Origin of the sequence: Clostridium sp. AF17-21AC (genome assembly GCF_003461365.1) — a bacterium.
GTDB classification, from domain to species: domain Bacteria; phylum Bacillota; class Clostridia; order Lachnospirales; family Lachnospiraceae; genus Coprococcus; species Coprococcus ammoniilyticus.
The window spans coordinates 401,259-424,383 of the sequence record NZ_QTWY01000001.1 but is presented as its reverse complement, the minus strand read 5'-3'; the positions used below and the strand labels follow the sequence as shown (position 1 = coordinate 424,383).

Annotated in this window: 15 protein-coding genes and 1 pseudogene; 7 read left to right on the top strand and 9 right to left on the bottom strand. The window is 43.4% G+C overall.

Features of this window, described 5'->3' with window-relative positions; translation table 11 throughout:
- Positions 1-3: 3 nt before the first annotated feature.
- From DWW85_RS01925 to DWW85_RS01910, 3 genes and pseudogenes are all read left to right on the top strand, one after another.
- The gene (locus DWW85_RS01925; protein ID WP_117807335.1) at positions 4-804 is read left to right on the top strand and encodes a helix-turn-helix transcriptional regulator; all 801 of its coding nucleotides are present in this window, start codon (positions 4-6) and stop codon (positions 802-804) included.
- A gap of 207 nt (positions 805-1,011) precedes the next feature.
- A pseudogene (locus tag DWW85_RS12755) lies at positions 1,012-1,575 on the top strand (DUF6882 domain-containing protein); the annotation flags it as partial.
- Positions 1,576-2,269: 694 nt separating this feature from the next.
- Complete coding sequence (locus DWW85_RS01910; RefSeq protein ID WP_117807334.1) at positions 2,270-3,454, top strand: DUF4317 domain-containing protein; 1,185 nt, start codon at positions 2,270-2,272, stop codon at positions 3,452-3,454.
- 69 nt (positions 3,455-3,523) lie between these two features.
- Here the strand turns inward: DWW85_RS01910 and DWW85_RS01905 are convergent, their stop codons facing one another.
- The 3 genes from DWW85_RS01905 to DWW85_RS01895 form a co-directional block, all read right to left on the bottom strand.
- Positions 3,524-6,532: an SMC family ATPase gene (locus DWW85_RS01905; RefSeq protein ID WP_117807333.1), complete on the bottom strand. Its 3,009-nt coding sequence runs from the start codon at positions 6,530-6,532 to the stop codon at positions 3,524-3,526.
- A gap of 2 nt (positions 6,533-6,534) precedes the next feature.
- Entirely contained in the window at positions 6,535-7,713 is a 1,179-nt protein-coding gene (locus DWW85_RS01900; RefSeq protein WP_117807332.1) for an exonuclease SbcCD subunit D, read from the bottom strand.
- A 375-nt stretch (positions 7,714-8,088) separates the two neighbouring features.
- On the bottom strand, positions 8,089-9,036 hold the full coding sequence (locus DWW85_RS01895) for a magnesium transporter CorA family protein (RefSeq protein ID WP_117807331.1): 948 nt from the start codon (positions 9,034-9,036) through the stop codon (positions 8,089-8,091).
- 200 nt (positions 9,037-9,236) lie between these two features.
- Here DWW85_RS01895 and DWW85_RS01890 point away from each other — a divergent pair, with 200 nt between their 5' ends.
- Both DWW85_RS01890 and hslO read left to right on the top strand, forming a co-directional pair.
- Entirely contained in the window at positions 9,237-10,010 is a 774-nt protein-coding gene (locus DWW85_RS01890; RefSeq protein ID WP_117807330.1) for a class I SAM-dependent methyltransferase, read from the top strand.
- 171 nt (positions 10,011-10,181) lie between these two features.
- Positions 10,182-11,057 (top strand): Hsp33 family molecular chaperone HslO, encoded by an 876-nt coding sequence (hslO, locus tag DWW85_RS01885; RefSeq protein ID WP_117807329.1) that lies wholly within the window; start codon positions 10,182-10,184, stop codon positions 11,055-11,057.
- Between the two features lie 98 nt (positions 11,058-11,155).
- Here hslO and DWW85_RS01880 read toward each other — a convergent pair whose 3' ends face one another.
- On the bottom strand, positions 11,156-12,463 hold the full coding sequence (locus DWW85_RS01880; RefSeq protein ID WP_117807328.1) for a Na+/H+ antiporter NhaC family protein: 1,308 nt from the start codon (positions 12,461-12,463) through the stop codon (positions 11,156-11,158).
- A gap of 215 nt (positions 12,464-12,678) precedes the next feature.
- On the opposite strand from DWW85_RS01880, the gene typA reads away from it, so the two are divergent.
- A complete protein-coding gene (gene typA / locus DWW85_RS01875) occupies positions 12,679-14,517 on the top strand; it encodes a translational GTPase TypA (protein WP_008401819.1) in 1,839 nt (612 codons plus the stop codon).
- Positions 14,518-14,646: 129 nt separating this feature from the next.
- Here typA and DWW85_RS01870 read toward each other — a convergent pair whose 3' ends face one another.
- From DWW85_RS01870 to aspS, 3 genes are all read right to left on the bottom strand, one after another.
- Entirely contained in the window at positions 14,647-15,249 is a 603-nt protein-coding gene (locus DWW85_RS01870) for a TIGR04100 family radical SAM protein (protein WP_117785488.1), read from the bottom strand.
- A gap of 15 nt (positions 15,250-15,264) precedes the next feature.
- Positions 15,265-16,107: a pyridoxamine kinase gene (locus DWW85_RS01865; RefSeq protein ID WP_117807327.1), complete on the bottom strand. Its 843-nt coding sequence runs from the start codon at positions 16,105-16,107 to the stop codon at positions 15,265-15,267.
- A 91-nt stretch (positions 16,108-16,198) separates the two neighbouring features.
- On the bottom strand, positions 16,199-17,950 hold the full coding sequence (gene aspS, locus DWW85_RS01860; RefSeq protein ID WP_021943673.1) for an aspartate--tRNA ligase: 1,752 nt from the start codon (positions 17,948-17,950) through the stop codon (positions 16,199-16,201).
- 961 nt (positions 17,951-18,911) lie between these two features.
- Here aspS and DWW85_RS01855 point away from each other — a divergent pair.
- Positions 18,912-20,300 (top strand): TrpB-like pyridoxal phosphate-dependent enzyme, encoded by a 1,389-nt coding sequence (locus DWW85_RS01855; RefSeq protein WP_117807326.1) that lies wholly within the window; start codon positions 18,912-18,914, stop codon positions 20,298-20,300.
- Positions 20,301-20,423: 123 nt separating this feature from the next.
- Here the strand turns inward: DWW85_RS01855 and DWW85_RS01850 are convergent, their stop codons facing one another.
- Both DWW85_RS01850 and guaB read right to left on the bottom strand, forming a co-directional pair.
- Positions 20,424-21,362 carry a tRNA-dihydrouridine synthase family protein gene (locus DWW85_RS01850; protein WP_242995987.1) on the bottom strand — a complete coding sequence of 313 codons (939 nt, stop codon included), beginning with the start codon at positions 21,360-21,362 and terminating at the stop codon, positions 20,424-20,426.
- 182 nt (positions 21,363-21,544) lie between these two features.
- The gene (guaB, locus tag DWW85_RS01845) at positions 21,545-22,996 is read right to left on the bottom strand and encodes an IMP dehydrogenase (RefSeq protein ID WP_008401827.1); all 1,452 of its coding nucleotides are present in this window, start codon (positions 22,994-22,996) and stop codon (positions 21,545-21,547) included.
- Positions 22,997-23,125 lie beyond the last annotated feature (129 nt).

Sequence of the window (23,125 nt, the reverse complement as noted above, 5' to 3'; positions counted from 1 at the left end):
AGCATGGAACTTTCCATACAAGAACGATTGAAAGACCTGCGTGTGGAGCGTGGGCTGACGCTGGAACAGCTTGCGGAGCAGACGCACCTCTCCAAGTCTGCATTGGGCAGTTATGAAGCGGAGGATTTCAAGGACATCAGCCACTATGCCCTTATCAAGCTGGCGAAGTTTTACGGCGTGACCACTGATTATCTGCTGGGGCTGTCCCAAACAAAAAATCACTCAAACGCCGATCTTGCAGACCTGCATTTGAGTGATGATATGATTGAATTATTGAAAAGTGGGCTGGTGGATAATTCCCTCTTGTGTGAACTGGCGGTACACCCGGATTTCCCCCGGCTGATGGCTGACCTCGAAATCTATGTAAACGGTATCGCTGGCAAACAGGTGCAGAGTGCAAATGCCATTATAGACGCTGTGAGCGCAACCATTATGAAGCAGCACAATCCCGGCTTGTCCGACCCGCAGTTACGACGGCTTATTGCCGCCCATATTGACGATGACAGCTTTTGCCGCTATGTGATACAGCAGGACATAAACAAGATAGCCCTCGATCTGCGGGAAACACATAAGGACGATTTTTTCAGCGTCCCGGAGGATAACCCACTGGAAGATTTTTTGCAGACCGCCGAGGAAACTGCCAGTCCAGACAGCGACCCGGAGCAAGCGGCTTTGGCGTTTATCTGTAAGCGGCTCAAGCTGAATTTGAAAAAGCTGTCCGAGGAAGAAAAGAAGTGGCTGAAAAAGATTGCACAGAAGTCGGACTTGCTGAAAAATCCAAACCCACAGCGGGGGAGGAAATAAAAGAAATATATTACGGAGGAAATACAGATGAGATTTTGGGTCAAAGACAGAAAACAGGATAACAGAAAAAATATTTGGATTGAGCATCTCAATATTGATACAGGAAATTGGTTTCAAGTGTTTTCAGCTTGCTTAGGTAAAATGATAGCAATACAGACTGCTTGTAGTGAGCAGGTGGTAAAGGGGCAGGACTGAAATGTTGATTTTTCAGAGGGCGTAATACTTTTTGGAAATCAAAAGTATCCGCTTCAATTCATCGGAAGCGAGGCAACATCAAGTAACACATGGCTGTGGGGATGGGAAAATATCAATGGATTTTCCGAGAAAATTATTCAGGTAGCCACACACGCAAAAGTAGTGGGGGAATGCTGGAATTTAGAGCCACTAACGACAGCAGAATTTACATTGGACGATACATTCAACGGGCATAACCTGTCTATCGTAACTTGCGGCTTAGTTGATAAGTATTGTTATTACAGAGGTCCACATTCTGGTGGATCAATTTTTGTTGCATTTTCAGGTGTTCCTGATAGTGTGTTTGCCTCCATCGATGTTCAAAAATTCGTATCTATAACGATGCAATGTATTCAACAATTTCATATTGATCACAAAATTTTTGTGGAGGGATTTCTCTCGTGGAACAATACGCAATATGAATGGGACAATCAAACATTACTCGCTCATTTTCAGCAAGATTTGAAAATTGAGTTTGAACAAGTAAATAATTTTTGGCGTATTTGCGCTATGAATACCATTTTATCTGGAAAATAGCAAAGCCAGCCGAGCCAGTCAACGGTCAAGATGAACGGCACATTTTATGTGCCGCCGTTGACAGTCCTGCCCGTCTTTGCTGATGGGCAATCAAGGCGGGAAAGCCCTAAAATGGCTTCCCGCCCATTTCAATTTTTGCGGGAGTATGTCCACAAGTTCGGGACATTTTGTCCCGAAGTCCGGCATGGGACGAAGGACGGGAGTTTTCATATACGTCCTGTCTGCTGATGAAACCAGCCTTGCGCTTGTGGCTTCACGCCACGCAATCACAGCCCTGTTTTCCTGCCGTTTCAAATGCCCTTGCCCTCCCTGTGGCAACCGCATTTTCGTAGCAACGTCGACAGAGCGTATAACACACTACACTTTGCAAGCAAAGTCGTGTGCCAAAGGGAATGCCCCTTTGGAAACCCCGGACAACAAAACAGGCTGAACACCTCGCACTTTTCCTGTGCTTGATATTCAGCCTTTATTTGTTGTCAGCAGCTCCCGTTTCGTGGTCTGCGTGTAGTTCCTTGTAAACTGACCTAAATATCATTGTTAACCATGTAAAATATTAAAAGTTATAGATGTCAATTCTTGTCTTTGTTTTTTTTAGGTGATACACTTATTAGGCTTATTTAAGATTTTTCAAATGCATAGAATGCATGAAACACATAATGCACTATTAAAGTTTTTATAAAGGAGTTTGATACATATGACAAAGAAAGAGGTTCTGGAAATCCGGCATCAGTTTGCGCAGGCTACCTGTTCGATCGATAAGATCTGTGGCTGCTATGTGGATGGTGACAGACGTAAAATTGCGACAATGAAGGAAGCGTTTCTCTCTCTGCCGGAGGAGGAAGCTTTTAAATATTTTGAGATTTTTAAGAAGAACTTGTCCGGCTCGATCGGAAAGAATCTGATCACGATGCCGTTTCCCACAGATTCGGAATTTGACGGCGGTACGCAGGAATTTCTGTTAAAGCTGCGTAACAGCAAATTAGAAGATGATGAACTGATCGACCAGTTCTATGATAAGGTAATCGAGAATTATGATTATACCGGAAACTATCTAATCCTGCTGATCCATGATACATATGACGTACCCGGAAAGACAACAGACGGACTGACAATGGATGATGCCTCGGATGAGATCTACGAATACATCATGTGCTGTATCTGCCATGTAAATCTGTCAAAGGCAGGACTTAGTTATTTTGATTCGGAGAACACCTTCCACAACCGTATCCGTGACTGGATCGTGGATGTTCCTGATATCGGTTTCCTGTTCCCTGCATTTATCGACCGGACAGCCGATATCCATAATGTCCTCTACTATACGAAGAAGCCGGAGGAAATCCATGAAGAATTTATCCGATATATTCTCGGAACGGGAATGCCTGTAACTGCCGGTAATCAGAAAGAGGCGTTCCAGACGATCATCACCGATACACTCGGAATGGACTGTGATTATGAAGTGATCCGGAATATCCATGAGAATCTGAATGAAATGATCGAGGAACAAAAAGATAGTCCGGAGCCACTGACCTTATCCAGAAATTCATTAAAGAATCTTCTGGAAACCTCGGGAGTATCCGAAGAAAAACTGCAGACCTTTGATGCAAACTTTGATCGCGCCGCTGCTGCTTCCGTGAACCAGCGTCCGGTTGCCGAAGGTTCCGAAGAGACTCTGCCTGCACCGGCTCCGGGAAAAGTACAGCTCTATGCAAATAATATCGCCAGTACAAAATCATTTGAGGTAAAGACTCCGGAGGTTGTGATCAAGGTCAATCCTGACCGCGCCGATCTCGTAGAGACCCGTGAGATTGACGGGCGAAAATGTATCGTAATCGAGATCACAGATGAAGTATCCGTAAACGGAATTCCTGTAAAATATTAAAAAATGCCCCACTGATCATACAAATGCCTGTAAGCAGATATCTTCCTATGATCAGTGGGGTATATTTTTTTACACCTGTATCTCCACATGACTGCCGCCCTGATGATCCTTAGTAACCAGGATCTGGCGGTCGATACGATGCTTCAGCTCTTCCACATGAGATATGATACCAACCAGATGATCGGACTCGGACAACTCAGCCAGTACATTTAATGCCTGCTCCAGAATATCAGAATCCAAAGAGCCAAAGCCTTCATCGATAAATAATGTATCAATTCTTACGCCTGCCGCATTTGCAGATACAATATCGGCAAGTCCAAGTGCCATAGACAAAGATGCTACAAATGCTTCCCCGCCGGACAGTGTTTTGACATCTCTTTCTTTTCCTGTCCGATGATCCAGCACGAACAGATCAAGCCCTCTGTTTCCTGCAGTCTTCTGTCCGCGTTTCAGCTCAAACTGGTTGCATACGATCTGGCGCAGTCTGTGATTCGCACTGTCTATAATGCGGTCAAAATAGACCTCCTGTATATAGGTTTCCAGCTTATAATTACCAAGTGCAGCCTGTGAAAGATCCTGAAGCTTACTGTATCTCTTATAGATATTCAGATATGCTCCATAATCCTTCTTTAATTTGCTGTATGCTGCCTTATTCTTAACTAATCGTTCCGCGATCGCATCATGCCTGATGGCAACACTGTTTTTCTTCCGGATCGTGCGTTCTATCTGCCCGGATATCTGTTCAAGCAGAACCGTTGATGCCGTACAGAAATGTGTATAGCATTCTCCGTAGCCGCCTGCCTGCTTTTCCAGTTCCTGTTCATCTGCAAAATCATTTTCTTGATTGCTGTCAGGAAGCTTCTGTATCACACTTTCGTCATTTACAGATGTGTTCATTTCTCCGCTGTCCGTTTCAAGTGCAGAAAGAACATCTTTCTCCAACTGCCATTCCTGTCTGTATTGCATATTCTGATCTTCTGCATCACGTTTCAGATTTGTTTCCAGTGCAGAGAGTTCCTTTGCAAGTTTATTATAAGTATCTCTTGCCTCTGTCTTCTTCCGGTTCACCTCGGCAATCTCATTTCTCACCTGTTGCAGTTGCTTCAGGATATCCGACTCATCCCCCCGGATCTCCTGTCGCATCTGTGCCGCGGCTGCCTGCTTTGCCGTGTAACTCCGGTCTGCCTCCTGATATTCCTCTGTTACCCGCACTTCCGTTTCTTCCAGTTCTTTTATCTGCAAACGAAGCTCGCCAAGCTGCCTTTTATGTTCTTGATAACTTCTGTGCTCTTTCTCAAGTGTCCGCAGTCTGGCTTCTGTTTTCTCTGTCCTTTTCTCCCAGATCACATGCAGTTTTCTGACCTCATCTATCAGAACATCAGCCTGTACCGTCTGATCCGGTATAGTAAAGGCTGCCATCTCCATAACCGCTGCTGTTGTCTGATTCCGTTTTTCTTCCAGACGACCATTCAGGCTTCCAAGCTCATTTTCTTTTCGTCTGAATGAAGCATCCGCCTGATCAAATGCAGCCCGGAGCTTCTTTACCATTTCTTCTGTTACAACAGCTCCGTCACAATGTGCCTTTTCCGGATGTGTCTTACTTCCACAGACCGGACACGGTGTTCCCTCCTGTAGGTTCGCTGCCAGTTCTCCACAGATCTGATCATTCCGATTTCTGATAGCTTCCTCGTAATTCGCATTTGCCTGATTCCGCTTCTCAAATGCACTCCGATTATCAACCACCATCTGCTGTTTCTTAATTTCCAGATGATCAATCTCCTGACATTCTTTTTCAAGCTCCTGTAACCGCTGCATACGTTCTGCAATCTGTTTCTTTTCTGTCTGAACCTTCTCAAGCTTCACCTGTGAAGTGTCACCCGGATTCACGATCTGTTCCAGCTCCTCGGTCTGCTTCTGAAGTTTCTTCTTTGTTTCAAGAATATCCTGTCTTTTCTTTCCTGCCTGATGGCATACCTGCTCCACAAGCAGCAGTTCTTTCTCCATCTCATTTAACCGCACAAAAGAATCTGCCTGTTTCTGAAGCTCCGCCTGTCTCAGCATAAGCGGTTCTGTAGACTGTGCTTCCATACTATGATTCTGTGCTTCTGCACTGACAAATTCCTGCTTCACCTGTCTGTATGCATCGAGATGTGCCACATAGCCATCATAGGTCTGACCGATGATTCTCTTATTTTTCTCGATTGCTGTATACCAGTTGTCATATTGGTTATTGGTCTGTGTATAACTCTCGATCTGATGATGCAGATCTTCCGCCTGCTTTTCTTCGATCTGATTCAGACTGTGCAGCTCTTCCAGAATATCATCAAATGCCAGATGACGGTTTTCCAGATGCTCCGGCAGATCCTGAAGTCCTGTTTTATAAAGCTCCGTTTCATCCGGCAGCTCTACTCCCTCTATCGTACGATCTACCTTTGCAACAAGCTCTGTATAGACCCCCTCTGCCTCTTTACAGTCCTGTGCGATCCTGTTCTGGATATATTCATAAATCTTCGTATCAAATATCGTCTTAAAGATATCGCTTCGGGTCTTCGTATCGGCAACTAACAGCTTCTTAAAATCTCCCTGTGCGATCATCGCAACCTGTCGGAACTGATCGGCCGTAAGTCCCAACACCTCTCTTACCCTGCCGATCACCCCTGCTGTCCGCTTACCATCAATATCTGCCGCTTTCAGCTCTGTCTCCTGTCCATCCTCCATCCAGCGCACTTCTGCCTGCTTCATGGATTTGTATCCCGGTCTCTCATACGCTGGACTTCGCCAGACCTTATATTCATGACCGCCGCTTTCAAATAATAGCTCTACATAGGTAAGCTGCTTTGGATCTGCAAAATCACTTCGGAGCATTTCACCGTTTCGTCCGGTGTTATTCTTCCCGCTTCCTGCGCTGGTCTCTCCGTAAAGGGCATACATGATTCCGTCAAATATCGTTGTCTTTCCCGATCCGGTATCTCCCGATATCAGAAAAAGTCCCTGTTTCCCAAATTTTCGAAAGTCAATCTCCGTTTTTTCTATATACGTTCCAAACGCTTCCATTGTAAGTACCAGTGGCCGCATCATCTTCACCCCTGTCTCTGTTCATAATAATCCCGGATCAACTGTCTGATATAAACTGCATTTTCATCGGACAGCTCCCGTTTCATCTTTCTGTTATAGAAATCCGCAAATGCCTCATCAGGTGCAAGATTCTTCACGTCCTCAAGTGTCCGTTCCTGTTCCGGGCTGCTGCCATCTGCCATCTGGAATTCTACTGACATCAGGTTCTCATACACAGTCCGAAGTCTCGCTTGAACATCAATGATCGTTTTCTTATCCGTTAGCACAATTCTCGCATAATCTTCATTTGCTTCCCGGCTCATGGCTTCATCAAGTGTACCCGTAAAATTGTACCACGCATGAAGCTGGTTCAGGGGCAGTTCACGGATCGAAAGCTTTCCTTTTTCTCCAAGCTCTACCACTGTGACAGATTTCTGATCGTCAGCTTCCGACATAGAATAGATAACCGGTGTGCCACAGTACCGAATCTCCGGCTTTCCGATCTGCTGTGGAGAATGGAGATGTCCAAGTGCCACATAGTCAAATATATCAAATACCGTACGGTCAATATTATCCAGTCCACCAATCGATATTGTCTCCGAATCCGACCGCCGGTTCACTCCACTATTTGTTACGTTCTGATGGGCGATCAGTACATTCCTTTTCCCCGGATCAACTTGCATGGCTGCAACTGCCTGCTGCATGGCTTCTGTATATGTTAAGGCTGCTGACTCTTTCTCCGGTTCTTCTGTTAAATCCGATAATGTATTTTTTACGTTTGACGGCTTTACAAACGGCATCAGATAAAAATTCACATCTCCCCATTTATCCTGCATCGTCACCTTCATGGCTTCTCCACCATAGGTTCCTTTCATATATATATTCTGCTTTTTCATGATACTGCTGGCAAAATCCAGACGTTCTGCCGAATCATGATTGCCACTGATAATGAGGATGATTGTTCCGCTGTCTGCAAGTTCAGTCAGGAATTCATCAAATTCTGTTACTGCTTTTGCGGATGGAACTGCTTTGTCATAGATATCTCCTGCGATCATCACAGCATCCGGCTGTTCTTCTCTTACATATGCAAGGATCTGGTCAAACACATAACGTTGGTCTTCCCACATCTCATATCCATTTACGATCTTGCCAATGTGCAGATCCGACAAATGAAACAGCTTCATCGTTGTTATCTCCTTTCCCATACATGTTTTCCATGTTCCCCGGACGAAAGTTTCTATCCTTAGTAACTTATTACGCAAATCGCTCTCGCTCTGTTTTCATGCAGCGGTTCTAAGCTCCCACTTCGTAGATCGCTAAGTACCGGCATTCAAACAGGTTTGTTCCATAAGTTCTAAGGATAGAAACTTTCTGTCTCTGAAATGAATACCTGTTTTTCAAGTATATTCAGTTTATCATTATGAATTAACGAGGTCAACTTTCTTCGAACTTTCGAAATCGCTTCACACATGCGCATTCCGGACTATCGTCCTTCATGCTTATGTGTGTTTATCCGTCAAATAAATAAGCAGCGTTGTCTGTACACAGACACGCTGCTTATTTGCTTGACAGATTTATTTTTACATCTTGAACATTTTCTTTTTCTTGAGGATTAGCGCTATGATAATGCAGATCAGAACGATGATTCCGCATACAATATAGAAACCATATGGAGTCTTTGCAAGAGGCATCCACTTACCTGATACGTTCATTCCATAGATACCGGATATGATCGTCGGGATCGCCATTACGATGGTGATAGCCGCTAAGAACTTCATGATATTGTTCAGGCGGTTATTAATAATCGTCGTCATCAATTCTCTTGTACCGCTTATGATATCTCGATAGATTCCGGTCATCTCGATAGCCTGTTTGTTCTCGACCATAACATCATCCAGAAGCTCCTGATCCTCCGGGTACTGCTTGATACTGCTGTATCTTGCAAGCTTATCTAATACAACTCCGTTTGCACGAAGTGATGTTGCAAAGTATACAAGGTTGGATTCCAGTTCGTGAAGATCAATCAGATCCGCATCCTCTGTCTCATCCTGGATCCGCTGCTCGATCAGGTTTCTTCTACGATCCATAACTCGCAGATAATACTGATAAGTCATGCAGTTTCTATATAAAATCTGGTACATGAAACGCATCCGTTTCTTTGTACTGAATTCCTTTACCTTTGACTCAATAAATGCATCCAGAACAGGTGTATCCTCCGCGCATACCGTGATCAGAATGTCCTTTACGAGGATAATACCCAAAGGAATAGTTGTATATGCTTCGCGTTCATTTCTCATCTCGATCGACGGAATATCGACAAGGATCAGTGTATAACCATCTTCGACCTCCACACGGGAGCTCTCCTCATCATCCAATGCGGCTCTGACATCTGCCAGATCAATCTCGAAATCTTCTGCAATCAGTTTGGTCTCATCTACTGTAGGCTTCGTCATACAAACCCACATATTGTCTTCATATTCTGTTATCTCTGACAAAACCTTATGATCTGTTCTATAGAACTTTATCATGCCAAACTACCCACTTCCATATAAGGATTTCTAACCGAATTTATATTAGCACAAAAGGCCGCCATGTTCAATCTCAAACCTTATTTTTTATATTCTGTCTGCCGCAGCAAATAGAAAGCTGCTTCAAAAGAAACGGTTGTTTTTCCTTTCGGAGATGTTTATAATGATGGCATTGAGATTTTATGAAATGAGGTTTTTCTATGGATGCCTATACGAGCTTTGCACAGGTATACGACGAACTGATGGACAACATTCCTTACGATGAATGGATATCCTATATCACCAGTCTGCTTCATGAATATAATATCACTGATGGGCTGGTTGCCGAGCTTGGTTGCGGAACGGGAACAATCACGGAAGGGCTTGCCGCCGCTGGCTATGATATGATCGGAATTGATGTATCTCCTGATATGTTGGAGATTGCGAACGAGAAAAAGAATGCGAATGGTTTCTCATCCATTATGTATCTCCAGCAGGATATGTGTTCCTTTGAATTATATGGAACAGTAAATGCCATTGTCTGTGTCTGTGACAGTATCAACTATCTGTCAAATACAGACCAGATCACTACCGTTTTTTCTCTTGCAAATAATTATCTGGAAGCAGATGGCATCTTTATCTGTGACTTTAAGACCAAACACTATTTCCGGGATGTCGTTGCAGATTCAGTGATTGCTGAGGACCGGGATAATGTCAGCTTCATCTGGGATAATTATTACGATGAGGAACAGAATGTCAACGAGCTTGCACTCAGCCTGTTTCTGAAAGAGAATGACGACCTGTACCGAAAAACGCAGGAATTCCATTACCAGATCGGACTGACCTGTGAGGACATGATTCGTTGTGTAGAACAGGCAGGTATGGAGCTTCTTGCCATGTATGATGCATTTACGCACACGCCAGCAACCGATGACAGTGAACGTGTCTATGTGATAGCCAGAGAAAAACATCACGAAGGCAAATTATATATCTGATCTCCTGCCGTAGTGATTTTAGTCATCAATTTATTATTAAGCACTACTTTTATAGATACAAGTATTATTTTGTTATTAATCAGCACTTTATAAATGCAGGTATTATTTTTAAAAAGGCACCTTAAAAGTGCAATATTTTACATTATATATAGAAAGAACGAGGAATAACATATGAGTGATTATATTATCAGAGGTATGGCGGCAGATGGACAGGTTCGTTTCTTTGCCGGCACCACAAAGAAAATCGTTGAAACAGCAAGAAGTATTCACAATACCAGTCCGGTTGCCACTGCCGCCCTCGGTCGTCTGCTGACTGCAGGTGCATTGATGGGGGCTGCATGTAAGAACGACTCCGATCTGCTGACGCTCCAGATCCAGTGCAGCGGTCCGATCGGCGGACTGACAGTGACTGCTGATGCGCACTGCAATGTCAAAGGCTATGTCAACAATCCGGAGGTTATCCTGCATGCAAATGATAAGGGAAAACTGGATGTCGCTAAAGCTCTTGATATGGGCGTGCTCTCCGTGATCAAGGATATCGGCTTAAAAGAGCCTTATATCGGTCAGACCCAGCTTGTTTCAGGTGAGATTGCAGAAGACCTGACATATTATTTTGCAACCTCAGAACAGATTCCAACTTCTGTAGCTTTAGGGGTTCTGATGGAGAAGAACAACACAGTAAAACAAGCCGGTGGCTTTATCATTCAGCTTATGCCATTTGCATCCGAGGAACTGATCTCTGATCTGGAAAAACGTCTGGGTGAATTCACATCCATTACCGCTCTCCTCGACCAGGGTATGGAACCGCTTGATATCGTGAAGCAGATCTTTGAAGGCTATAATGTAGAAGTTACCGATACCATTCCTACGAAGTGGCACTGCAACTGCAGCAAGGAACGTTTCTCACAGGCTGTTATCAGTCTCGGTAAAAAGGAGATTGCAAATCTGCTCGCAGACAATAAGCCGATCGAGGTAAACTGCCAGTTCTGCAACTCCTCTTACACCTTCTCACCAGAGGAACTGGAAAATATGTTACTTGGCAAATAAAACAGAAAACGCTGATCTGTTCCTATGTGAATACTACCAAAGAGTTTATTGACAATGTGAACAGATCAGCGTTTTCTATATTCTTTGAATTGTCTCTATTATTTATCACTTCTTATTATGGTAACGAGTGATGTCAGCAGCAAGAACATCGGATAAAAAAGCTTCGGCATGATCTGAAAAGCAGAAATGGAATCACCCAGTTCTCCTACCGCGGCAATTGCAACTAACATCTGCGCACCATATGGGATCATCCCTTGAAAGATGCAGGAAAAGGTATCAAGCAAAGAGGCAGTCTTCTTCGGAGAGATTCCATATTCCTGTGCCATTTCTCCAGCAATCGGATTTGCCATAACGATCGCTACCGTATTGTTTGCAGTTGCAATATCCATTGTTCCGACTAACAACCCCATTCCGAGCTGTCCGCCTTTCTTTCCGCGAAAAATCCTGTGTATCCAACTGAGAAGTGCATCGAAACCACCATATTCCCGGATCAGTGCACATAACGCCGCTACTAATATTGCTACCATACAGGTTTCAAACATTCCGGAAACACCGGAGCCCATATTTGTCAGAAGATCAACAGGTGCAGTATGTCCCCATATCAGCATAATAAATGCTCCGGATACAATTCCCGTAAGTAATACGATAAATACATTCAGCCCTATAATTCCACCGATCAACACCAGAACATACGGTATGATCTGCACCAGATTATAAGTCTGGCTGACCTGCCCCTGTATGTCGGTCTGAAATGAAAGTACAAGAATTAATATCAGCGTTATAACCGCTGCCGGAAACGCGATCCAGAAATTCTCCCGGAATTTGTCTTTCATCTCACATCCCTGTCCATTACATGCCGCAATCGTCGTATCTGAGATAAAAGAAAGATTATCCCCAAACATTGCTCCACCCATAACCGATGCAACACAAAATGCCATATCAAAGCCAGACGCCCTCGACACTGCAACAGCAATCGGCGTTAACAATGTGATCGTTCCAACCGAAGTGCCCATAGCAACTGATACAAAGCAGGCAACAACAAACAAAACCGCTACTGAAAATCTTGCCGGGATCAGTGTCAGCATAAAATATGCTACGCTCTCTGCGCTGCTTCTTCCGACTACCCCGACAAATGAACCCGCTGCCAGGAAGATCAACAGCATCGTTATAATATTCTTATCCCCAACTCCCTGTGCCATAATCTCAAGCTTCTTATCAAATACCAATTCCCGGTTCTGGATACATGCGACCAGAATAGCTGCAAGAAATGCCACGATGATAGGCACATTATAAAAGCCCATTGGAATTTTCATCACATATTCAAATATAATCCCAAGTCCCAGATACAATACCAGAAATACACCGATCGGCAACAGTGCGATCGCTCTGCCCTTTTTCTCATTCATTTTAATACCTCTCCAAATCACTTATTTAGCAGGAACCGTTCCCGCCTGTCATACTTTCTAATAATAACATATTTTTGTACAGTTCGGCGCATTTTACCGAATATTTTGGTGTAATTTTCGGCTATCATTTCCATTGAAATGCTTTTTTTCGTATGCTAGAATGGTAAACGTTGTATTGTAAGTAATTTTAATATCATAAAGAAAGAGTGAAAAAAATGAAGATTACCAGAGATGATATCAGAAATGTTGCGATTATTGCCCATGTTGACCATGGCAAAACAACATTAGTGGATGAACTTTTGAAACAGAGTGGTGTATTCCGTGATAATCAGGAAGTTACCGAACGTGTCATGGACTCAAATGATATTGAACGTGAACGTGGTATCACGATTCTTTCCAAAAACACTGCCGTCCGTTATGGTAAGACAAAGATCAACATTATCGACACTCCGGGACATGCTGATTTCGGTGGTGAAGTAGAACGTGTCCTGAAGATGGTAAATGGTGTTATTCTTGTTGTTGATGCTTTCGAAGGTGCCATGCCACAGACCAAATTCGTTCTGAAGAAAGCATTGGAACTGAACCTCAGTGTTATTGTATGTGTAAACAAATGTGACCGTCCTGAAGCTCGTCCTAAAGAGGTTGTAGATGAAGTTCTTGAGCTTCTGATCGAATTGGATGCAAATGACGATCAGCTTGACTGCCCATTTGTATTTGCATCAGCAAAGACAGGTGTTGCTTCTCTTGATCCAGATGAACCGGGTACAGATATGAAGCCACTGTTTGATACCATCGTTGATTATATTCCTGCTCCTACCGGTGATCCGGATGCAGGTACACAGGTTCTGATCAGCACGATCGACTACAATGAATATGTAGGCCGTATCGGTGTTGGCAAGGTTGACAATGGTAAGGTCGTTGTAAATGAGCCTGTTGTTATTGTAAATGAACATGACCCTGACAGAATGTTAAAGGTTAAGATCGGTAAGCTCTATGTTTACGAGGGTCTGAATAAAGTAGAAGTAAATGAAGCAGACATCGGATCGATCGTAGCCATCTCCGGTATTGCAGATGTTAATATCGGTGATACGATCTGTTCTCCTGAAAATCCGGACCCAATCCCATTCCAGAAAATTTCAGAGCCAACCATTTCCATGACATTCATGGTAAATGATTCTCCTTTCGCCGGTAAGGAAGGAAAGTTTGTAACCTCCAGACATTTACGTGACAGATTGTTCCGTGAATTAAATACAGATGTCAGTCTCCGTGTAGAAGAAACAGAGACAACAGAAGCTTTCAAGGTATCCGGTCGTGGCGAACTTCACTTATCCGTCCTGATCGAGAACATGAGACGTGAAGGATATGAATTTGCAGTCAGCAAAGCCGAAGTTATCTATAAGACAGACGAACGCGGTAAGAAGCTTGAACCATTTGAGATTGCATATATCGATGTTCCGGATGAATTTACCGGAACAGTTATTAATATGTTAAATTCCAGAAAGGGTGAGCTTCAGGGTATGGCTCCTACCGGAAACGGTACAACCAGACTGGAGTTCCTTGTACCTTCCCGTGGACTGATCGGTTTCCGTGGTGACTTCATGACTGCTACAAAGGGAAATGGTGTTATCAATACGATCTTTGATGAATATCTCCCATATAAGGGTGATATGAACTATCGTTCACAGGGTTCTCTGATCGCATACGAGACCGGTACTTCTATCACTTATGGTCTGTTCAATGCACAGGAAAGAGGTACACTGTTCATCGGACCAGGTGAACCTGTATATGCCGGAATGGTTATCGGTGAAAATGGACGTACCGATGATATCGAAGTAAATGTCTGCAAGAAGAAACAGTTGACCAACACCCGTTCTTCCGGTGCTGATGATGCATTAAAGCTGACACCTCCTAAGGTACTCAGTCTGGAGCAGGCACTTGACTTCATCGATACAGATGAGCTTCTTGAGATCACTCCTAAGAGCTTCCGTATCCGTAAGAAGATCCTTGATCCTACACTTCGTTTCCGTGCCAAGAGAGATGCCGGAAATAAATAAGCATTTATGTTATAATAATAAATATTACAGTAAGACCGCAGGCAGCCTGATCGCTACCTGCGGTCTTTTATTTGTAGGATAACAAGAAAAGCCCTGTATTTTCATACAGAGCTTTTCTTATCAGATTTATTAATCCTCCCATGGGCGGATTCTGTATTTTGCACCGATCGAATCACAGATTCTCCGGCATTCTTCCTCTTCCTCTTTTGTAATCGTGGTATCTACAGTCGTCATAACTACATTTGGTACATACTTTGTAGAACTTCTTGCAAAGTCAAGCATCGCATCAAAGGATTTATCTCCAAACTTACTTCTGACCAGTTCATGATACCGATCTGCATTCGGCGTATTCAAGCTGATCGATACCGTGTCGATCAGGCCTTCCATCTCCGGTGTGATATCTCTGCCATTTACAAGATTTCCCAGCCCATTCGTATTCAAACGTATCGGCATATGATAAGTCTCCTTTACAAATGCCGCAACCTTCTTCAACACCTCAAAGGCTTCCGTCGGTTCTCCAAATCCACAGAACACAACCTCATTAAACCGGCTCATATCGAATTTTGCAAATTCAGCAATCACTTCTTCTGCTGATGGTTCCCGCTCTAACCACAGACTCTTTGATTCACCAACATGATCCATGTTCTGTCTGAGACAGAATGTACATGCACATGGACATTTATTTGTCAGATTTACATACAGATTATTATGAACTTTATATAATATCTCCATACTATTCGCCTCCTGTTATCTGGCAAGCTTGTACAGACATTCCTCAAAACACACTCCATCGGTCAATGGAAGCTCCATCTCAACGGAACGTTTGATACATTCTTTAATAAATACACTTGCCTTCTTAACTGATTCTGTAAAATCTACATTATTTACGGCATCCGCCGCAAGAATCGCCGAAAAGACATCTCCGGTACCGGAGCGCGACTCTCCGATCTTCTTCGTCTTCACAACGGTTACTTTTCCATTTTCATAGCAGAAGTTAGCAAGGAAGCTTCCCCGCCTGATTCCTGTTATCACAACTTTTACCTGTCTGCTCTCTGACTGTGCTACCAGCTTCTCCGCCATAGCTTTCAGTTCATCCATATGCCAGTCATCCTTATATGGTGTATCCGTCAGAACACATGCCTCTGTGGTATTTGGAGTAAGGATATCAGCAAACCGCACCAGCTTTTTCATCTGCTGGCACAGTTCGTCTGTATAGGTCGGATATGGTTTGCCATAGTCACCCATTACCGGATCCACGATCACCTTTGTCTCCGGTCTTTTAAAATCCGTAAGGAACCGTTCCACTATACTGATCTGTTCACTGGAACCCAGAAATCCGGTACAGACACCGGAAAACTGCAGATCCAGCTTCTTCCATTCATCGATATACCTCTGCATATGATCTGTAAAATCTTCATAATAGAAGCTGTCAAACCCCGTATGATTGGAAAAAATCGACGTTGGAACCGGACAGCACTGAACCTTCATTACAGAAATGATCGGCATTGCTACTGCTATAGAGCAGCGTCCAAATCCTGAGTAATCATTTATAACTGCTATCTTTTTCTGGTTATTATGCGAACCCTGCATATCTTATGCACCTTTCTAACATAAAATCTTGGGTGTATATCAAAATAATCTTCTATCCGGTAATCTATACATAAATACCTGATTTTCTCTGTTACTGTCTTACCTTGATATGAACCTCACGGAGCTGCTGCTCTGTAACCTCACCAGGGGCACCACACATCAGATCCTGTGCATTTCCGTTCATAGGGAACGGAATAATCTCACGAATATTTTCTTCATTACGAAGGAGCATGATCATACGATCAACACCGGGAGCCATACCGGCATGTGGTGGTGCACCGAACTGGAATGCATTGTAAAGTGCTCCAAACTTTGTCTTCAGATCTTCTTCTGTGTATCCTGCGATCTCAAATGCTTTTACCATGATCTGCATATCGTGATTTCTGACAGCACCGGATGAAAGCTCGATACCATTGCATACGATATCATACTGGTATGCGAGAACATCTAACGGATTCTTCTCATTTAGAGCTTCCAGACCACCCTGTGGCATGGAGAACGGATTATGTGTAAAGATGATCTTCTTTGTTTCCTTATCGTACTCGTACATAGGGAAATCGTTAATATAGCAGAATCTGTATGCATTCTTCTCGATCATATCAAGTCTTGCACCGATCTCATTACGAAGCTGTCCTGCAAAGGAAGCTGCCAGTTCTTCTACATCGGCAATGAAGAAAATAGTATCACCTGCTTTCAGATTTGCAAGCTCTGCGATCTCACTCTTCATATCATCCGGAATGAACTTATCGATCGGTCCCTTGTATGTCATATCGTCCAGAACTTCCAGATATCCAAGACCTCCCATACCGATAGACTGAGCATACTTTAAGAGCTTCTCATGCTGTCCCTTTGACAGTTTCTTCGGTACATTGATCGCACGTACAGTCTTGCCATGGAATGGCTTAAATGTACATCTCTGGAAGAAATCTGTCAGATCAATGATACGAAGCGGATTACGAAGATCCGGCTTATCCGTACCGAATTCTAACATTGCCTGCTTATAGCTGATGATCGGATAAGGAGCCTGTGTTACAACAGAGCCTTCCGGTGCGAATTTCTCAAATGTTGCTGAGAGAACTTCCTCTCCTACTTTAAATACATCTTCCTGTGTTGCAAAGCTCATCTCAAAATCGAGCTGATAGAACTCACCCGGTGAACGGTCTGCTCTTGCATCCTCGTCACGGAAGCATGGTGCGATCTGGAAATATTTGTCAAATCCTGCAACCATCAGAAGCTGCTTGTACTGCTGTGGAGCCTGTGGCAGAGCATAGAACTTGCCTTTAAATTTTCTGGATGGAACAATATAGTCTCTTGCACCTTCCGGTGATGAAGCACACAGAATCGGTGTCTGGATCTCTAAGAATCCCATCTCTGTCATCTTCTGACGAAGGAAGCTGATCACCTGTGAACGGAAGATCATATTATCCTTTACTTTTTTATTTCTAAGATCCAGATATCTGTATTTGAGTCGGACATCTTCTCTTGTCTCCTTGGATGTCATGATCTCAAACGGAACCTGCTTGTATACTCTTCCAAGCACTTCTACGGAATGTGCCTCCAGTTCGATCGTTCCTGTCGGGATCTTTGGATTGTATGTCTCCTCATCTCTGTGCTCGATCACACCTGAGATGGATACACAATCCTCTTTTGTAAGTCCATCTAATAATGAAGTGTCTCTCATAACTACCTGAAGAACACCATACATATCTCTCAGGTCGATGAAGGATACACCACCATGGTCACGGATGTTCTCGATCCATCCTGCCACCTTCAGCTCTGCGCCAACGTCGCCTTCGCTGATCTCATTTAAGGTTCTGTTACGATAAATGTTTGAAATGGTCATTGTCTGCATTATCTCCTTTGACTGATTTTTATATTTCACAGGTTGCATAAAAAAAGAACTATGCCTGCCCTGCATCCAGGACGAACATAATTCATATCCGCGGTACCACCTGATTTACTGTCTCTTATCTGACAGTCCCTTTCCTTGTTTCACGCACAATTGCGGCGCACCTACTACTGTGAGATCCATTTCGCAGAACAACCATCTCGCATTTTCCGGTCATCTCTGCAAATATCTTCTTCACGGGTTCAGCTTGCAGCTGTTAGAGTGTTATTCACGCTTATTCATTCTGCCGGATTCTCACCACCGCCGGCTCTCTGGGAGCGATAAAAAGCGCTACTTCTCTCCGTCTTCGCCTTTTCAATGTGTCAATTATATAGCAGGGAAAATGGCTTGTCAACGGACTTTTCTTAAAAATACAACCCCATTCAAAAAAAAATACTTGCCACATAAAAACAATTATGCTAGTATTGCTTTAAACCGTTGAAGGAGAGTAAGTACATGATGTGACAAACATCCCAGAGAGCTGCCGCCGGTGGAAGGCAGTATGTTTTCCATGATGGAATGGACTCCCGAGGGCAAGCTGAACGATGTGGTACGATTCCTGTATATGCATTCTGTATGTAAGCCGGAGATGATACTCCGTTAAGAACGAGATATCTGTAATGTATGTATTTGCAGACAATGAGCGGGCGTATCCTGATACGTCAAGCCGGGTGGCACCGCAGGAAACAGTTTCTAATGAACAATCTCCTGTCCCAGCATTTTTATACTGGGGCAGTTTTTTATGTCTTAATATCTATCACAAATCCATGCAAAATTCTTTGCCCAAAAGGATGATGATTTTGCAAAATGCATGACATTATAAAATTCCCCGGAACATATTTATATATCCCATCAAAGATAACCGGGATAACTTAAACTATTTATACAATGAATCAAGCATTGGAGGGTTATGATTATGAAAAAAGATGCAAACATTCCTTACAAAATCTATTTAAGTGAAAACGAGATCCCAAAAGAGTGGTATAACGTACGTGCCGATATGAAGAACAAGCCGGCACCTCTGTTAAATCCGGGAACACTTCAGCCAATGACAGCCGATGATCTTCGTCCTGTATTCTGTGACGAACTGATCGCGCAGGAGCTGGATGACACCACTCCATACATCCCGATTCCACAGGAAATTCAGGACTTCTATAAAATGTACCGTCCTGCTCCACTGGTTCGTGCATACTGTCTGGAAGAAAAACTGCAGACACCAGCTAAGATCTACTACAAATTTGAAGGAAACAACACAAGCGGCAGCCACAAATTAAACTCCGCTATCGCTCAGGCTTATTATGCTAAGCAGCAGGGTTTAAAGGGTGTTACAACCGAGACCGGTGCCGGTCAGTGGGGAACCGCCCTCTCTATGGCATGCTCCTACTTTGATCTGGACTGTCAGGTATATATGGTTAAGGTTTCCTATGAACAGAAGCCATTCCGTCGTGAAGTTATGCGTACCTACGGTGCAACCGTAACTCCATCTCCTAGTACCACAACAGAGGTTGGCCGCAAGATCCTTGCTGAGCATCCTGGAACAACCGGAAGCCTTGGCTGTGCCATCTCAGAAGCTGTTGAAGCAGAGTCCAAGCAGGAAGGCTATCGTTATGTACTCGGAAGTGTACTGAATCAGGTATTACTTCACCAGACTGTTATCGGTCTTGAAACAAAAGCAGCACTTGACAAATATAACATCACACCGGATATCATCATCGGATGTGCCGGCGGCGGTTCAAACCTCGGTGGTCTGATCTCCCCATTTGCAGGCGAGGTTCTCCGTGGCGAGAAGAACTACCAGATCATCGCTGTAGAACCGGCATCCTGCCCAAGTCTGACAAGGGGTGTCTATGCCTATGATTTCTGTGATACCGGCAAGGTATGTCCACTGGCAAAGATGTACACCCTCGGAAGCGGATTCATTCCTTCACCAAACCATGCAGGCGGACTTCGTTATCACGGTATGAGCCCGGTTGTATCCCAGCTCTATCATGATGGCATCATTGAAGCCAGAAGCGTTGAACAGACAGCAGTATTTGAAGCAGCAACCCAATTTGCAAGAGTGGAAGGTATTCTTCCTGCTCCTGAAAGCAGCCACGCGATCCGAGTTGCTATCGACGAGGCACTGAAATGTAAAGAAACCGGAGAAGAAAAGACGATCGTCTTTGGTTTGACCGGAACCGGATACTTTGATATGGTGGCTTACGGCAAATATAACGATGGTGAGATGAGCGATTATATTCCTACCGACGAAGATTTGAAGGCAGGTTTTGACGGAATCCCTCATTTTCCCGGAAATGAGTTCTAAACTTCCCCTATAAAAAAGGAAGCTGGCAATACATAGTATTGTCAGCTTCCTTTTTCTAGTATTCAACTTATAGGATATACTTCATGCTAATATCTTTTTTTCATTTTTATTCTGTTTTCTTCATTACCGCAACAGCTTCCGGACTTCGGTGTTGTAGGTATCCGGATCGTTGGCTTTGCGGATCTTTTTTAATATCTTCTGCTGGTCGGGAGCTTCAAAGAGACATCCCATAAACGACCACAACTCTTTCATCTTAAACATGACATTTCTCGCCCCAAGTCCTGCTTCCATATAACCGGCAAACAGTTCATCGTGGAATACCAGAAGGATTCCTGCGTTATAGCAGCACCTCTGTTCTGCAATCTCCTGAGGAAGAAATGGATTTCCTATGATTCCACGTCCGATCATGATCTTATCAACCTGTGTATATCGTTCCTGAATATGTTTATAGCCGGCAACATCGGTAATATCACCATTATAACAAAGGACACTTTCTGCCTGCTCTCCGTACCGTTCTACTGCCAGATCGAACATAGTAAGGTCTACGCTGCCACCATAATAATCTTCTCTGGTTCTTGGATGAATGATCACTTCGGTAAATGGATATTTCATTAATACATCCAGTATATCCGGGAATTCATCTGCAAATTCCATTCCCAGTCTGGTCTTTACTGATATTTTGCAGATACCGGCTGCAAATATCTCCTCAAGGAAATGATCCAGCTTTACGGGATCTGCCAGCATTCCTGAACCTTTCCCTTTCGAAACAACCGTACCGGAAGGACAGCCCATGTTTATATTAATCTCATCATATCCCATATCAGCTAAAGCTTTTGCCGCTTTTATAAAGCCTTCTGAATGATTCGTCAGAATCTGCGGGATCACTGTTATTCCGGTATTATGTTCAGGGAGAACATCAGCCAGTTCGCGATGTCTGAATGGTTTCCCCTTTGCCGGAGCAATAAAAGGCGTAAAATACCGGTCGATTCCTCCAAAGTATTTCTGATATGCATTTCTGTATATATATCCGGTTATCCCCTCTAAAGGTGCCAGATAAAGCATCTTAATTCTCCTTCCAATTATTAAAACATATGTCATCATGATAATCGCAGATACAGACGTCTTATACTTTTATGTCATCACAGCTGTCGCCAGGCTCAGTACTCAAATATAGCCAGTGATATATGTTATCTGCATATTCTCACCGGCTATATTCTGACTTATATTTCTATTATATACTTTTATTACTCTACACTGTAGTTTGGAGCTTCCTTTGTGATATGGATATCATGTGGATGACTCTCTTTTAATGACGCTGCTGAGATCTTAACAAACTCTGCTTTCTCATGTAATTCAGGAATGTTATGAGCACCACAGTATCCCATACCGGAACGAAGTCCGCCAATCAACTGGAATACAGTATCTTCTACAGAACCCTTGTATGCAACACGTCCTTCTACACCTTCCGGAACAAGCTTCTTTGCATTCTCCTGGAAGTATCTGTCCTTGCTGCCGTTCTCCATAGCTGCGATAGAACCCATACCTCTGTATACCTTGTACTTACGTCCCTGATATAATTCGAAGTCACCAGGAGCTTCATCTGTACCTGCAAATAAGCTACCCATCATACATACATTTGCACCTGCTGCAATTGCCTTTGTGATATCTCCTGAGTACTTGATACCACCATCAGCGATAACAGGAATACCTGCATTCATAGCTGCATCATATGCTTCCATAATAGCTGTGATCTGTGGTACACCGATACCTGCAACAACACGGGTTGTACAGATAGAACCAGGTCCGATACCAATCTTAACTGCATCTACACCCATATCGATCATTGCCTGTGTACCGGCCTTAGTCGCTACATTACCGGCGATAACCTGAAGATCCGGATACTTCTCCTTTACCATCTTGAAAGTACGAAGTACATTTGCTGAATGTCCATGTGCTGTATCAATAACAATAGCATCAACCTTTGCTGATACAAGTTCAGCGACACGATCCAGAATATTTGCTGTACATCCAACGGCTGCTGCACAGAGAAGTCTTCCCTGTGGATCTTTAGCAGAATGTGGATATTTGATCGTCTTTTCAATATCCTTAATTGTGATAAGTCCTTTTAATCTGAAATCATCGTCAACGATCGGAAGCTTTTCTTTGCGAGCCTTTGCAAGAATCTTCTTTGCTTCCGGTAATGTAATGCCTTCCTTTGCTGTGATCAGACCTTCTGAAGTCATTGACTCGCTGATCTTCTTGGAATAATCTTCTTCAAACATCAGGTCACGGTTTGTAATGATACCGACTAATTTGCCATCCTCTGTGATAGGCACACCTGAAATTCTGAACTTTGCCATAAGTGCATTTGCATCGGCAAGTGTATGCTCAGGAGATAAATAAAATGGGTCAGAAATTACACCATTCTCAGAACGCTTAACCTTATCTACTTCCTCTGCCTGCTCCTCGATTGACATATTTTTGTGAATAACACCGATACCACCCTGACGAGCCATAGCGATAGCCATTCTGTGCTCTGTTACGGTATCCATACCGGCACTCATAAGAGGAATCTGAAGCTGTATTTTCTTTGTTAAGTTAGTTGTTAAATCCACGTCATTTGGAAGCACCTCAGAATATGCAGGTACTAATAATACGTCATCAAATGTAATTCCTTCGCCTATGATCTTACCCATTTTTTTCTCTCACTTTCTTTTTTTTATTTGTAAGTTGATATAACAGGAGCATTCAAACGAACGCTCCTGTTATATCCAAAATATATGATGCTATGCTATCAAATAACCTATTTAATGTCAAGATTATTT